This is a genomic window from Streptococcus sp. 1032 (assembly GCF_013277015.1).
Taxonomy (GTDB): domain Bacteria; phylum Bacillota; class Bacilli; order Lactobacillales; family Streptococcaceae; genus Streptococcus.
In genome coordinates this window covers 114916-132054 of the sequence record NZ_VMMD01000013.1, presented here as the reverse complement: position 1 = coordinate 132054, position 17139 = coordinate 114916, and the positions used below count along the sequence as shown (strand labels likewise).

Below are 17139 nucleotides of genomic sequence, written 5' to 3'. Positions count from 1 at the left end.
TATAGAAAGGAGACCTCATGACACTTCCAGTTAGAAAATCCCTGCATGATGCGGTTTTACAGGCTTCAAAAGCGGATACTTGGGAACAAGCTACCAAGGAATGGAATGAAGTTTCCTTGATTTTTAACGGTATTGGCCGTAGCAATTGTGTCTGTGGAAATGCCATCAAATACGCTTATGAACTCTTTAACGGTGTCACAGGCCAACGCCTCTTTCCAATTGGTAGCGACTGTGTTCGTCATTTTCATCGATTATCCCTTGACCAGCAATTGGAAGAGGAAGAAAAACTGCTAAGAAAGATTGAAAATCTGACCAGAAAAGCCCAGAAAAAGGAGAAAATCAAGGTCAATAAAAGTGACTTTGACGAGCGTCTTCTAAAGTGGCTCTGGGAAAAAGGTGTTTTTAAACCTAATCGTGGCAATCAGTTCTCCCCTGATAGAGACTACCAGCTCTTCCTAGAAGTCTTTCAAGGAGGAAGTTGGACCAAGGCAGAGCCCAAGAAAAAGGCTCGTATGGAAGAAGTTCTTGAAAAATGTATCAAACCCTTCTTACTTGGAAAACCAGATGACCAACTCTACCTTGTCAAGCTAGGTAAGGAGAAAATTGACTACGAACAAGAACTCCGTATTCAGGCAGAGAAAGAGCGCAAGAAGAGGGATAAAATCGCCAAGCAATATGCAGACAATCTGGTTCTAGCCATGGGTCCAGCAGAGCGTGCCTATCAAGATTACTTTGGCTTTACAGAGACACTGACTCAAGAAGAACGCAAGTGGGAGAAAATTCTTTTTGGTAAAAATCGGACAGAACGGGCTATCAAGGCCAAACAATACCAAAAAGAGCTGGAAAAAGACCAACGAATTGCTAGTCAGGATCCAATTGAAAGAAAGCAGAAGCAGACCTGGCTCCTCAATTCCTATTTCCGTGAGCTTCCTGAAGAAAAAGCCCGATTTGCTCGGCTCTTATTAGAATATCGAAAAAGTGGAGAAGTGCCTTTTTCAACTGAATACTTATCAGACCATCTGCTCGACTTTTTCTATAAAATGAAAGCCTTTGAGTTTGAAATCGCACCAGAACAAGTTCGAGATTTTCTAAAAGAAAGCCTTCAAGCAGAGAATCTATCATCAGCACAAGAAAGCTGGATAGAAGGAATTCTCCTCAACTGCATCAAACCATTTTTAGAACGATTAGTGATATGAGTAACATCTACCGTGGAAATTCCATGGTAGGTTACATTTTATCCAAAAAGAAAATAGGAAATTACAAAACTACTACTTGGTATTTTATACTCTTCGAAAATCTTTTCAAACTGCGTCAACGTCGCCTTGCCGTACTCAAGTATAGCCTGCGGCTAGTTTGCTCTTTGATTTTCATTGAGTATTATATATAAAACAAAGTATGAAAGCGCAACTCAATTTTAAGACTTTTTTGTAAATTAATAGTACAATTAAGTTATGTTGCCTTTTTTATAGATAACACACTAATATAATAAAGGTTTTTGTAACATCTATAAATTATATTTCAAGGAGGAATCATGGAAAAGTATTTTGGTGAAAAACAGCAGCGTTTTTCATTTAGAAAATTATCAGTAGGACTTGTATCTACAACGATTTCAAGTTTATTTTTTATGTCTGTATTAGGTAGTTCATCTGTAGAGGCTCAAGAGACTAAAGGTGTTCACTATAAATATGTGACAGAGTCAGAGCTATCATCAGATGAAAAGAAGCAGCTTGTCTATGATATTCCGACATGCATGGAGAATGATGATGAGACTTATTATCTTGTTTATAAATTAAATTCTCAAAATCAACTGGGAGAATTGCCAAATACTGGAAGCAAGAATGATATGAAAACCTTAGTTGCTGGTGCTAGCTTAGCTGCTCTGGGGATTTTAATTTTTGCCGTTTCTAAGAAAAAAGTTAAGAATAAAACAGTATTACATTTAGTATTGGTTGCAGGGATAGGAAATGGTGTTCTTGTATCGGCTCATGCTTTAGAAAATAATCTCTTACTGAATTACAATACTGACTATGAATTGACCACAGGAGAAAAATTACCTCTTCCTAAAGAGATTTCAGGCTACACTTATATTGGATATATCAAAGAGGGAAACATAACTTCTGAGTCTAAAGTAAATAATCAAGAAAAATCAGTAGCTACTCCTACAAAACAACAAAAGGTAGATTATAATGTTACACCGAATTTTGTAGAGAATTCATCAAAGGGACAAGCTATTCAGGAAGAAAAAACAGCTTCTTCAACTAAGCCGACAGAAGTTCAAGTAGTTGAAAAACCTTTCTCTACTGAATTAATCAATCCAAGAAAAGAAGAGAAACAATCTTCAGATTCTCAAGAACAATTAGCCGAACATAAGAATCTAGAAACGAAGAAAGACGAGAAGGTTTCTCCAAAAGAAAAGACTGGGGTAAATACATTAAATCCGCAGGATGAAGTTCTATCAGGCCAGTTGAATAAACCTGAACTCTTATATCGTGAGGAAACTATAGAGACAAAAATAGATTTTCAAGAAGAAGTTCAGGAGAATCCTGATTTAGCTGAAGGAACTGTAAGAGTAAAACAAGAAGGTACATTAGGTAAAAAAGTTGAAGTCATCAGAATATTCTCTGTAAACAAGGAAGAAGTTTCGCGAGAAATTGTTTCAACTTCAACGACTGCGCCTGTTTCAAGAATAGTCGAAAAAGGTACTAAAAAAACTCAAGTTATAACGGAACAACCTGAGACTGGTGTAGAACATAAGGACGTACAGTCTGGAGCTATTGTTGAACCCGCAATTCAGCCTGAACTACCAGCAGCTGTAGTAACCGACAAAGGTGAACCTGCAATCCAACCAGCGTTGCCCGAAGAAGTTGTTACAGACAAGGGTGAACCAGAAGTCCAACCAGAATTGCCAGAAGCAGTTGTAAGCGCCAAAGGTGACTCAGCAGTTCAACCAGAGTTACCCGAAGCTGTTGTGGCTGAAAAAGGAGAACCGGAAGTCCAACCAGAATTGCCAGAAGCTGTAGTAAGTGATAAAGGCGTACCAGAAGTCCAACCAGAGTTGCCAGATACTGTGGTAAGTGATAAAGGAGAACCTGAACGGGTGGCACCGCTTCCAGAATATAAAGAACCACAAGCCGGAGCTATTGTTGAACCAGAGCAGGTAGCACCACTACCAGAATACACAGGTCCACAGTCTGGAGCGATAGTCGAGCCAGAGAAAGTAGAAGCACCGAAAGAATATACTGGTAAAATCGAACAACCTAGTGCAGAAGATACTAAACCAAATAATGAAAATACTAATACACCAGAAGAAATGAGTATTCAGAAAAAATCTAGTGCATTAATTAATATGAACTTTATTACAGATTCGTCGAAGGTTACTGGAGTAGGATCAGCTACTTTTATTGCACCAAATGTACTTTTAACAGTAGCACATAATTTCATTAATAATTCTACTGATAATACTACGGGCGAATTTAGAGGTGATAAATCTAAAAACGTATATGAGTGGGTGACTCCTGATGGACAAAAAGGAACATTTACTGCTAACAATATTCATTTTTATAATAAAAAAGATTATCCAAAAGGATTTATCTATGATTTAGCAGTGATTAAGCTACCTGAAACAACTGGCAGAGAACATGTAGAATTAGTTAAAAATTATTCGAAAGTAAACCTTAATGACAAACTAAATGTTCATGGATATCCAGCTGGGAAATATACGCACTTAAAAGATGCTACGGTAGAAATGGAACAAGAATACGCGAATAACACCTACGGTGTTCAATATCAAGGTGGAAATCCTGGTATGAGTGGTGGAGGAATATTTAATGCTAATGGTGAAGTCATTGGTGTCCACCAAAATGGAGCACAAAATCGCTCAGGCGGATTGATTTTATCTCCTACACAATTAGCTTGGATTAAGAGCATTATAGCAGGTAATGAGATTACCCCAGTATACGATAAACTTTATCGTCATAAAGATGAGAAAAAAGATGACGCTAAAGATGAAAAAGAAGTTATTAAGAAATTAGAACTTAGAAATATATCTTCTGTAGAACTATATTCAAAAGATGGTAATAAGTATCGACATGTAACTTCACTTGCTTCTTTACCAAGTAATGCAGAAAATTACTTTATGAAAGTTAAATCAGAGAACTTTAAAGATGTGATGCTACCAGTTACAAGCATTACTAATGATACTAAAGATAATAGAGATGTTTATAAGATAGTAGCGAGTGCAAATAATCTGATACATCATGAAAATAATAATGTACTAGAAAATTATACTTACTATTTACCAAAAACTCAGCAAAGTGAAACTGGTGTCTATACATCATTTAAAAATTTAGTAGATGCAATGAATAGCAATCCTAATGGCACATTCCGTTTAGGTGCAACTATGGATGCTCGTGAAGTTGAACTTCCAGATGGTCAAGAAAGTTATGTGAATAATGTATTCCATGGAACATTAGTAGGAACAAATAATGAGAAATATTACGCTATTTATAATTTGAAAAAACCATTATTTGGGGGATTAAATGGTGCTACAGTAGAAAAACTTTCACTAAAAGATGTCAATATTTCAGCAAAAGAAGATGCTGCAACACTTGCAAAAGAAGCGAATAGCAATACCCATATTGATAATGTTCATGCTGATGGAGCAATAGCTGGGGAACATGGAATTGGAGGATTAGTATCACAAGTTAATAATTCTACTATTTCTAACAGTAGCTATACAGGTAGAATAACTAATACATATAAAACAGTTGCTAGTTATCAAATCGGAGGTTTAGTAGGTAAACTTTCTGGTTCGAGGGGATTAATAGATAAGTCGTTCGCATCAATTGATTTAGCATCAAACGCAACTAAAGGTGATCAATCTATTGGTGGAATAGTTGGTGCAGTAGAAGATAGTGCACTAATTAGTAATAGTTATGCTGAAGGAAATCTTAATAATGTTCAACGTTTTGCAAACGTTGGTGGAGTAGTTGGTAATCTTTGGGATCCAGCTGGAGGATTAGAAAAATCTGGTCGACTTTCTAATGTACTAAGCGACGTTAATGTTACAAACGGTAATGCTATAACTGGAAAAGATTTCACTAACATGAAAGCAAATCATGTATATAGCAACAAAAATAATAAGGTTGTAAACGTAGTACAAGAAGATGATGAAATCTTAACTAAGGATTCTGATGTTCAAAGAGGAGAAGTATTAGAAGACGCACAAATTAGAGAGAAAAAAGCTGCTTTTGTATCTAAAAATACTACTAAAACAGAAGATTTTAACTTCTCTTCTAGATATGTAACTGACTATAGAAGTCTTGAGAATGCTGATTCATCAAAAGAAAAAGTATATAAAAATATAGAAAAACTATTACCATTCTATAATAGAGAAACGATAGTTAAGTACGGGAATTTAGTAGAGACAAGTAGTAATCTTTATAATAAAGAATTATTGTCAGTGGTTCCTATGAAAGATAATGAAGTAATTAGTGATATTAACAAAAACAAAGAAAGTATAAATAAACTGTTACTATATTACACGGACAATACATCAGAGACAAAAAATATAGAATATCAAAGTGATTTTTCAAGTGTAGCAGAGTATAGAATAGGCGGTACAAATTTAATTTACACACCGAATACATTACTTCGCAATTATAATAATATTTTAGGAGAAGTTTTACCAGCATTAAATAGTGTAGAATACAAATCAGACGCAATTAGAAAAGTATTAGATGTTTCTAATGATGTTAGCTTAACGGAGTTATATTTAGAAGATCAATTCAATACTACAAAAACTAATTTGAAAGATAGTTTGACGAAACTTCTTACTGCAGATGCTGCAATAGCAGAAAATAACAATAAGGTAATAGATAATTATGTAATTGAAAAAATTAAAAACAATAAGGAAGCATTACTTCTAGGATTAACATACTTAGTGCGTTGGTACAATTTCAAATATGGTGAAACAAAAGCGAAAGATTTAGTTATGTACCACTTGGATTTCTTTGGTAAATCAAATAGTTCAGCGTTAGATAATGTTATCGAATTAGGTAAATCTGGATTTAATAATTTACTAGCGAAAAATAATGTTATAACTTATAACGTTTTATTAGCAAAAAATTATAAAACTAATAATTTATTTGATGCATTAGAAAAATATAGAAAAGCTTTTGTACCAGATAAAACAAATAACGAGTGGTTTAAAGAACAAACTAAAGCCTATATTGTAGAAGAAAAATCTACAATTAAAGAGGTAAGTGATAAGCAATCAATAGCTGGTAGTCCATATTCAATTGGAGTATATGATAGATTAACTAGCCCATCTTGGAAATACCCAAGTATGGTGTTGCCGCTATTAACATTACCTGAAAAATCGGTGTTTATTATATCCAACATTTCGACTATAGGTTTCGGTGCTTATGATAGATATAGAAGCAAAGAACATCCAGCAGGAACTAATTTAAATGACTATGTTGAAACAAAAGCAAGAGAAGCGGCTGCTAGATTTAGAGATCACTACGATTATTGGTATAAAATTCTAGATAATGAAAATAAAGAAAAATTATATAGAAGTGTTCTAGTTTATGATGCATTTAGATTTGGTACAGATGATAAAGGCGAAAAAGATACATACCAAGCAACTTTTGAAACTAATCATCCAGCAATAAAACATTTCTTCGGTCCGGCAGGAAATAATGTTGTTCATAATTCTAATGGAGCATACGCTACAGGGGATGCATTCTATTATATGGCTTATCGTATGCTTGATAAAGATGGTGCGGTAACTTATACACATGAAATGACACATAACTCAGATAGAGAAATTTATCTTGGAGGCTATGGAAGAAGAAATGGACTTGGACCAGAATTTTATGCAAAAGGATTATTACAAGCTCCGGATCATCCAAATGATCCTACTATTACGATTAACTCTATATTGAAGTATGAAGAATCAGAAGATCCAACTAGACTTCAGGTGAAAGATCCTACAAAACGATTTAATAATGCAGAAGATTTGCAAAAATATATGCATAATATGTTTGATGTAATTTATATGCTAGAATATCTAGAAGGTAATGCTGTTGTTAACTTAGATATTTCTAAGAAAAATGAGTTGTTGAGAAAAATAGAAAATAAATTTGAACCGGATCCAGACGGAAGTAAAGTATATGCAACTAATACTATTCGTTACTTAAATGAAAGTGAACTTAGCAAATTAACGACATTTAATAGTCTAATTGAAAATGATGTTATTACAAGAAGAGGATATGAAAATGACAATGATAATACCTTTAAACGAAATGGCTATTATACAATTAAACTATTTTCACCAATATATTCTGCTCTAAGTAATGATAAAGGAACTCCGGGTGATTTAATGGGACGTCGTATGGCGTTCGAGTTGTTAGCTGCAAAAGGATTTAAAGATGGAATGGTACCATATATTTCTAATCAATACGCAGAAGAAGCAAAAGCTAAAGGTAAAGTGATTAAGTCATATGGTAAGGAAGTTGGTAATGTAACTGATGAGTTAGTACTTCAAAAAATATTTAATAATCGTTACTCATCTTGGGTAGAATTTAAAAAAGCAATGTATGAAGAGCGAAAAGCTAAATTTAATAAATTAATGAGCATTAGCTTCATTAACCCAAATGGAAATTGGTTCAGAAAAGATAGAGTGACAATAAAAAATATAGAAGATCTTCAAAGTATGATAACTGCTGCTGTCAAAGCTGATGCAGAGGATGAACGTGTAAATATTTATCCTGAATATAGTAGAGTTCTTAAACTGAAAAAAGCAATCTTTAAAGCTTATCTTGACCAAACTGATGATTTTAGAAGTTCAATTTTTGAAAATAAAAAATAGTGTTTACTATTAGGAAATAAAATTAAAGAAGGTGATTACGCTTGTCATTATTTAAAAAAGAACGATTTTCAATCCGAAAAATCTGTGGGATTGTTGGTTCTGTTTTACTCGGAAGTATCTTGGTTGCACCGTCAATCATTCATGCTTCTACCTATCATTACATTGAAAAAAGCTCTCTTACACAAGAAGAACAAACAAAGATTCAGGCAGGAATTCCTACTGATAATGAGAAAACTTATGCTCTTATTTATCAGCAGGAAACTCTTCCTGCAACAGGTTCATCGACTTCTGTGCTTACAGCTTTAGGTCTATTAGCTATTGGTAGTTTAGTTCTTTTAGTTCATAAAAAGAAAAAAGTTGCTAGTCTGTTCTTAGTTACTACGATTGGACTAATCGGTCTTTCTAGCATGCAAGCACTCGATATAAGCAATCCTTTGAAAGCTCCAAGTAATGAAGGAGTAGTTCAAATTGCTGGATATCGTTATATTGGATACCTACCCCTTAATGATGATGCAATTTCAGAAATTCAACATAAGGATGAGGGGACAAAGGATATTCTAGCGCCAGATAAAACGATGATTCGTTCTATTCAAAGCGAAATAAACACATCATTTACTCAGTCAGAAAAGTCTGAAATTCAAAGTGTTCATAATGAAGCGCCTAAAGCAGAAAAACCTAAAAATCCAGAGTCTGTAAGCACCGTTCCAAACGAGACAACTAAATCAGAGAAGCCAGAGTACACTGCACCGGTAGGCACAGTCCCTGACGAGGCGCCTAAAGCTGAGAAGCCAGAACATACAGCACCAGCTAGTGGTAATCTGGTAGAATCTGAAGTTCATGAGCAACCAGAATATACAGCTCCAATTGGCGGTAATTTAGTTGAACCAGAAGTTCATGAAAAACCAGCATACACTAAACCTATAGGTACTGTTCCAGACGAGGCTCCTAAAGTAGAGAAAACTGAGTACACAGCTCCTGTAGGTACAGTTCTAGATGAAGCGCCTAAAACTGAGAAACCAGAATATACTGAACCTGTAGGTGCAACAGGAGTGGATGAAAATGGAAACTTGATTGAACCACCTGTTAGCGAAAAACCAGCATACACGGAACCAGTAGGTGCAACAGGAGTAGATGAAAATGGAAACTTGATTGAGCCACCTGTTAACGACATTCCAGAGTATACTGAACCAATATCTACAGTTTCAGAAGTTGCATCAGAAAGAGAAGAGTTGCCTTCTTTACATACCGATATCCGGACCGAGACTATTTCTAAAACGACTATAGAAGAATCTGATCCTACCAAATTTATAGGCGATGATTCTGTTAAACAAATTGGTGAGGATGGCGAACGTCAAATTATTACTAGCTATGAAGAGTTACATGGCAAAAAAATTAGTGAACCAGTTGAAACAGTAACTATCTTGAAAGAAATGAAGCCTGAAATTCTTGTAAAAGGTACAAAAGAAAAGCCTAAAGAAAAAACGGCTCCTGTTTTGACTTTGGACCGAACAGATACAAATGTATTAGACCGCTCCGCAAATCTTTCTTATCATTTGGTTAATACAGATGGAGTCAAGATCAATAAAATTACTGCGACAATTAAAGATGGAAATGAAATTGTCAAAACAGTAGATTTGACTTCAGAGCAATTAGATAAGCAGGTAGAAGATTTAAAATTCTACATGGACTATAAGATAGAAACCACTATGACCTATGACCGTGGTAAGGGAGAAGAAACTGCAACATTAGAAGAGAAACCACTTCGCTTGGATTTGAAAAAAGTTGAAATTAAAAATATTTCATCTACTAATTTAGTGAAGGTAAATGACGATGGTACTGAAACACCTAGTGATTTCATGACTGAAAAACCTTCAGATGAAGATGTGAAGAAAATGTACTTAAAAATCACTAGTCGTGATAATAAAGTAACACGTTTAGCAGTTGATAAGATTGAGTTGGTGACTGAAAAAGAAAAAGAACTTTATAAAATTACAGCAACTGCTCAAGATTTGATTCAACATGTTGACCCATCTAAGGTTCGTAATCAGTATATTCACTACCTCGAAAAACCTGTACCAAAAACGGATAATGTTTACTACAACTTTAAAGAGTTGGTTGAGGCGATGAGAGCGGACATGAAAGGTACGTTTAAAATCGGTGCCGATTTGAATGCTACAAATGTTCCTGCTGCTGGTAAACAATATGTACCTGGTACATTCCAAGGTCATTTATCAAGTGTCGATGGTAAGCAATACACGATTCATAACATCGCTCGACCGTTGTTTGATCGTGTTGAAAATGGTTCAATTAAAAACATTAATCTGGGTAATGTTGATGTCAATATGCCTTGGGCTGATAATGTAGCACCTCTTGCTAATATGGTTAAGAATGCTACTGTTGAAAAAGTTAAAGTTACAGGTTCTGTTGTTGGCAATAACAATGTTTCTGGTATTATTAACAAACTCGATAAAGGTGGTAAATTAAATGACGTTGCCTTCATTGGTAAAATACATTCATTCGGTAACAAAGGTTGGAAAGTAGCTGGTATTGTTGGTGAAATCTGGAAAGGTAACGTAGATAAAGCCTATGTTGAAGCTGATATTACAGGTAATAAAGCTAAAGCTGGTGGTATTGCAGCAACAACCGATAACGGTATGGATAACAACACTGTTGGTAAAGAAGGTTCAATTCGCCATTCTGTGGCAAAAGGTACGATTGATATTCAAAATCCTGTTGAAGTTGGTGGATTTATCAGTTCGAACTGGGTTCTAGGTTTACTAGAAGACAACGTTTCTATGATGAAAGTTACCAAAGGTGAAATCTTCTACGGTTCTAGGAACATTGACGAAGAAGACGGTTATTTTTCAGGAAATCGATTGAATAGAGATTTCGTTGTTCGTGATATGAGTACAGGAGCCTCTTCATATCAACGTTCTAAACGTGTTAAAGAAATTAGTTTAGAAGAAGCTAATAAGAAAATTGAAGGGTACAATATAACAGCTAGTGGATTTGAAATTAGTACTCTTCCTGAAGATACGCTTAACCTTACAACACCAAAATCAGAGGAATACAAATCAACGCAAGATTACAAATCCGAACGTGATTTAGCTTATCGTAATATTGAGAAACTTCAACCATTTTATAACAAAGAGTGGATTGTCAACCAAGGTAACAAACTTGCAGAAGATTCAAACTTAGCTAAGAAAGAAGTCCTTTCTGTTACGGGGATGAAGGATGGTCAATTCGTGACCGATTTATCAGATATTGATCATGTGATGATTCACTATTCAGATAAGACTAAAGAAATCAAAGCTGTTCATCAAAAAGAGTCTAAAGTAGCGCAAGTTCGTGAGTATAGTATCGATGGATTGGGTGACATTGTTTATACACCAAACATGGTTGATAAAAATCGTGATCAATTGATTAAAGACATTAAAGATAGGTTAGCGACTGTTGAATTAATTTCTCCTGAAGTACGTTCCTTGATGGGTAATCGGGATAGAGCTGAAGAAAATACAGAGGAACGTAAAAACGGTTATATCCGAGACCTTTATCTCGAAGAAAGTTTTGCTGAAACGAAAGCTAATCTTGATAAATTGGTCAAATCTTTGATTGAAAATGCTGACCATCAATTAAATAGTGACGAAGCGGCTATGAAAGCACTTGTTAATAAGGTGGATGAAAATAAAGCTAAAATCATGATGGCTCTGACTTATCTCAATCGTTACTATGATATCAAGTATGGGGATATGACTATCAAGAATTTGATGATGTTTAAACCTGATTTCTATGGTAAATCAGTTGACCTTCTTGATTTCTTGATTCGAATTGGATCAAGTGAGAGAAATATCAAGGGTGACAGAACTTTGGATGCTTATCGTGATATGATTGGTGGAACTATTGGTAAATCTGAATTACATGGATTCTTAGATTACAACATGCGTCTCTTCACTAACGATACTGATTTAAATGATTGGTTTATCCATGCGGCTAAGAATGTATACGTTGTGGAGCCTAAAACAACGAACCCAGATTTTGTTAACAAACGACATCGCGCATTTGATGGTTTGAACAACGGTGTCCATAATCGTATGATTCTACCTTTATTAACGCTTAAGAATGCTCATATGTTCTTAATTTCAACATACAATACAATGGCTTATAGCTCATTTGAGAAATATGGTAAGTATACAGAAACTGAACGAGAAGCATTTAAAGATAAAATTAAAGAAGTTGCTCACGCACAACAAACTTATTTAGATTTCTGGTCACGTTTATCATTATCTAATGTTCGTGATAGATTACTTAAGAGTCAAAATATGGTTCCAACACCTGTATGGGATAACCAAAACTATAGCGGTATAAAAGGCATAAATCGTATGGGTTATGATAAGAATAATAAACCAATTGCACCTATTCGTGAATTATATGGACCAACTTGGAAATTCCATGATACCAACTGGTATATGGGAGCTATGGCGTCAATATTCCCTAATCCTAACCCTAATGACCAAGTTTATTTCATGGTAACTGATATGATTAGTCAGTTTGGCATTTCAGCATTTACTCACGAAACAACACACGTAAACGATAGAATGCTTTACTTCGGTGGTCATAAGCATCGTCAAGGTACAGACGTCGAAGCCTATGCGCAAGGTATGTTGCAAACACCTGATAAATCAACAACTAATGGTGAATATGGTGCTTTAGGTTTGAACATGGCTTATCATCGTGAAAATGATGGTGACCAATGGTACAATTATAATCCTGACAAGTTACAAACTCGTGAAGACATCGATCGATATATGAAAAACTATAATGAAGCACTGATGATGCTAGATCATGTAGAAGCAGACGCCGTACTTCCACGATTAAATGGTAACAATAGCAAGTGGTTCAAGAAAATTGACAGAGTCGATAGACATGTTGATGGTTTAAATAAATTAACCGCTCCACACCAATGGGATAAAGTTCGTGACCTAAATGATGGAGAGAAAGCTAAATCATTAGCAAGTATCGATGATTTGGTTGATAATAACTTTATGACCAAACATAATAATCCAGGTAATGGTATATTCCGACCAGAGGACTTTAGGCCTAATTCAGCATATGTTAATGTTCAAATGATGGCTGGTATTTATGGTGGTAATACAAGTAAAGGTGCCCCAGGTTCATTATCATTCAAACATAATGCCTTCCGTATGTGGGGTTATTATGGATATGACAAAGGTTTCACTAGTTATGTATCTAGCAAATATCAAGGTGAAGCTGATAAACAAAATCAGGGTAGATTAGGTGATGATTTCATTATTAAGAAAGTTTCTGGAGACAAGTTCAAGACACTTGAAGAGTGGAAGAGACATTGGTATCACGATGTTAAAGCTAAAGCAGAACAAGGATTTACTGCTATTGAAATTGACGGTAAACAAATTACCAACTATACACAATTGAAGGATATCTTTGTTAAAGCAGTTGAAGAAGATTTGAAGAAACCAGATGACTTCTCTCACACTGTTGCTCTTAAATCTAAGATCTTCAAAGCCCTTCTTAAAAACACAGACGGTTTCTTTAACCAACTGTTTAAAAAAGACATTTAAATGTTTAAAACATAAAGAGGACAGTTTTTTGCTCCCTCTGAAAAGTCATCATTTGATGGCTTTTTTCTATATAGGGTACTTGAAAGGCTATCATCGGACAAAATAAAGAAGGCATGATATAATATAAGGTAGATTTCTATGTCATAAAACAAAAAACTGTTTGAACATCATTCATTTGAGAACCCTTTATGTTCAAACGATAGTAAAATAAAATAGGGTCTCTAAACCCTTGCTACGAAAGGAAAAAAACTCAATGGCTACTATTCAATGGTTTCCTGGTCACATGTCTAAAGCGCGTCGACAGGTGCAGGAAAATTTAAAATTTGTTGATTTTGTAACTATTTTGGTGGATGCACGTTTACCTCTATCTAGTCAAAATCCTATGTTGACCAAGATTGTTGGTGATAAACCAAAACTTTTGATTTTAAACAAGGCGGACTTGGCTGATCCAACAATGACCAAGGAATGGCGTCAGTATTTTGAATCACAGGGAATCCAGACGCTGGCTATCAATTCCAAAGAACAAGTAACTGTAAAAGTTGTAACAGATGCGGCCAAGAAGCTCATGGCTGATAAAATTGCTCGCCAAAAGGAACGTGGTATCAAGATTGAAACCTTGCGTACCATGATTATCGGGATTCCAAACGCTGGTAAATCAACTCTGATGAACCGTTTGGCTGGTAAGAAGATTGCCGTTGTCGGTAACAAACCAGGTGTGACCAAGGGACAACAATGGCTTAAAACCAATAAAGACCTGGAAATCTTGGATACACCGGGGATTCTCTGGCCTAAATTCGAAGACGAAACTGTTGCTCTTAAACTAGCCTTGACTGGAGCTATTAAGGACCAGTTGCTTCCTATGGACGAGGTGACAATTTTTGGTCTTAATTATTTCAAAAAACATTATCCAGAAAAGCTAGCTGAACGCTTCAAACAAATGAAAATTGAAGAAGAAGCTCCTGTTATTATTATGGATATGACCCGTGCCCTCGGTTTCCGTGATGACTATGATCGTTTTTACAGTCTCTTCGTGAAGGAAGTCCGCGATGGCAAACTCGGTAACTATACCTTAGATACATTGGAAGACCTCGATGACGACGATTAAAGAAATAAAAGAACTCCTTGCAACAGTCAAGGATTTAGAAAGCCCTATTTTTTTAGAACTTGAAAAGGATACTCGCTCTGGAGTTCAAAAGGAAATCAGCAAGCGTAAGAAAGCCATTCAAGCTGAATTGGATGAGGATCTTCGTTTGGAATCTATGCTTTCCTATGAAAAAGAACTTTATAAGCAAGGATTGACCTTAATTGCTGGTGTTGATGAGGTCGGCCGTGGTCCTCTGGCTGGACCTGTAGTCGCTGCAGCCGTTATTTTACCTAAAAATTGTAAGATTAAAGGTCTCAACGACAGCAAGAAAATTCCAAAAAAGAAACATCTGGAGATTTTTCAAGAAGTTCAAGACAAAGCCTTGTCAATCAGGATTGGTATCATGGATAATCAGGTCATCGACCAAGTCAATATCTATGAAGCAACCAAACTGGCCATGCAGGAAGCTATCTCCCAGCTCAGTCCGCAACCCGAACATCTCTTGATCGATGCCATGAAACTGGATTTGCCCATTTCACAAACTTCCATCATCAAAGGAGATGCCAATTCCCTCTCGATTGCAGCAGCATCTATAGTAGCTAAGGTGACACGTGATGAATTGATGAAGGAATACGACCAGCAATTTCCTGGCTATGATTTCGCTACTAATGCAGGTTATGGAACTGCTAAACACCTAGAAGGACTTGAAAAACTAGGAGTTACCCCAATTCACCGAACCAGCTTTGAACCTGTTAAATCACTGGTTTCAGTAGAAAAAGAAAGTTAAGTTAGAAGGAATGATTATGGAGGAACAGTCAGAAACACTCAGTTCCAAGAAAGAATTTGCCTTTGCCTCAAGCACCATATTATCCCAAGTTGGACGAGGAATCATTGTTGGTCTCGTCGTCGGACTCATCGTCGGCTCCTTTCGGTTTTCAATCGAAAAAGGCTTCCACCTGATACAAGGACTTTATCAAGATCAAGCGCACCTATTGCGCAATCTTTTTATCATTGGTCTATTTTATTTAATGGTTTGCTGGCTCAGTGCGAAATTAACTCGATCAGAAAAAGATATCAAAGGTTCAGGAATTCCTCAAGTCGAAGCCGAACTGAAAGGACTCATGACCCTCAACTGGTGGGGCGTACTTTGGAAAAAATATATTCTAGGAATTTTGGCTATTGCCAGCGGACTTATGCTGGGGCGTGAAGGGCCAAGTATTCAACTAGGAGCAGTTGGTGGTAAAGGTATTGCCAAATGGCTTAAATCCAGTCCAGTAGAGGAACGATCCTTGATTGCGAGTGGAGCTGCCGCTGGTCTAGCTGCAGCCTTTAATGCACCGATTGCAGGACTTCTCTTTGTTGTAGAAGAAGTCTATCACCATTTTTCGCGCTTTTTCTGGGTCTCAACTCTAGCAGCTAGTCTCGTAGCAAACTTTGTTTCTCTGCTTATATTTGGTCTAACACCCGTACTGGATATGCCAGACAACATCCCACTCATGACCCTAGATCAGTATTGGATTTACCTCCTTATGGGAGTTTTTCTTGGACTTTCTGGTTTTCTCTATGAAAAAGCTGTACTCAATGTCGGTAGAGTTTATGACTGGATAGGTCAAAAAATCCGTTTGAATAGAGCTTATTATCCAATTCTGGCTTTCATTCTCATCATACCAGTCGGGATCTTCTTACCCCAAATCCTTGGTGGTGGAAATCAGCTGGTTCTTTCCTTAACTGAGCAAGATTTTAGTTTCCAAGTTCTATTAGTTTACTTTTTGATTCGCTTTGTTTGGAGCATGATTAGCTATGGAAGTGGTCTTCCAGGAGGGATTTTCCTACCTATTTTGGCTCTCGGTTCCTTGCTTGGTGCCCTAGTTGGTGTTATCTGTGTCAATCTTGGACTTGTCAGTCAAGAGCAATTCCCTATATTTGTCATTCTAGGAATGAGTGGCTATTTTGGAGCCATATCAAAAGCTCCCTTAACTGCTATGATACTCGTGACTGAGATGGTAGGAGATATTCGCAACCTCATGCCACTTGGTTTAGTAACCTTGGTCTCCTACATCATTATGGACCTACTCAAAGGTGCACCAGTCTATGAAGCCATGCTGGAAAAAATGCTTCCAGAAGAAGTATCCAGCGAAGGAGAAGTTACACTTATCGAAATACCAGTTTCTGATAAAATTGCTGGGAAACAAGTTCATGAACTCAACTTACCACACAACGTCCTCATCACTACCCAAGTGCATAATGGAAAGAGCCAAACAGTTAACGGCTCAACCAGAATGTATCTGGGTGATATGATTCACCTGGTTATTCCAAAAAGCGAAATTGGGAAAGTCAAAGATTTGTTGTTGTAGTATAATTGTTACATAATTTATATTATGTAAATATCAACTTAATTTATTTAAATAACCGATTCTCAGCAATGAGATCGGTTATTTTTTACAGATAAGATATTTCTCATACAAATAATTGAACGATAAAGCATAAAAAAGCATAAAGCTAGAAAGGAGTTTACTGTATCAAATCTGTACAGTAAGATTAAAATCATGAAAAAGAAAACGATAGCGATTATACAATGTATTTTG

General features: G+C 36.0%; 6 protein-coding genes. All 6 read left to right on the top strand.

The window, feature by feature from the left end; translation table 11 throughout:
• The first annotated feature begins 17 nt into the window (after positions 1 to 17).
• The 6 genes from HT711_RS04055 (at position 18) to HT711_RS04030 (ending at position 16908) form a co-directional block, all read left to right on the top strand.
• Positions 18 to 1196 (top strand): hypothetical protein, encoded by a 1179-nt coding sequence (locus tag HT711_RS04055; RefSeq protein WP_173234997.1) that lies wholly within the window; start codon positions 18 to 20, stop codon positions 1194 to 1196.
• 335 nt (positions 1197 to 1531) lie between these two features.
• Positions 1532 to 7873 carry a ZmpA/ZmpB/ZmpC family metallo-endopeptidase gene (locus HT711_RS04050; protein ID WP_173249761.1) on the top strand — a complete coding sequence of 2114 codons (6342 nt, stop codon included), beginning with the start codon at positions 1532 to 1534 and terminating at the stop codon, positions 7871 to 7873.
• A 41-nt stretch (positions 7874 to 7914) separates the two neighbouring features.
• A complete protein-coding gene (locus HT711_RS04045) occupies positions 7915 to 13470 on the top strand; it encodes an SIALI-17 repeat-containing surface protein (protein WP_173234993.1) in 5556 nt (1851 codons plus the stop codon).
• 253 nt (positions 13471 to 13723) lie between these two features.
• Positions 13724 to 14575, top strand: coding sequence for a ribosome biogenesis GTPase YlqF (gene ylqF / locus HT711_RS04040; RefSeq protein ID WP_173234991.1), 852 nt, complete (start codon positions 13724 to 13726; stop codon positions 14573 to 14575).
• Positions 14562 to 15341: a ribonuclease HII gene (locus HT711_RS04035; protein ID WP_173234989.1), complete on the top strand. Its 780-nt coding sequence runs from the start codon at positions 14562 to 14564 to the stop codon at positions 15339 to 15341. Before ylqF ends, HT711_RS04035 begins: the two co-directional genes overlap by 14 nt.
• 16 nt (positions 15342 to 15357) lie before the next feature.
• Complete coding sequence (locus tag HT711_RS04030) at positions 15358 to 16908, top strand: ClC family H(+)/Cl(-) exchange transporter (protein WP_173234987.1); 1551 nt, start codon at positions 15358 to 15360, stop codon at positions 16906 to 16908.
• Positions 16909 to 17139 lie beyond the last annotated feature (231 nt).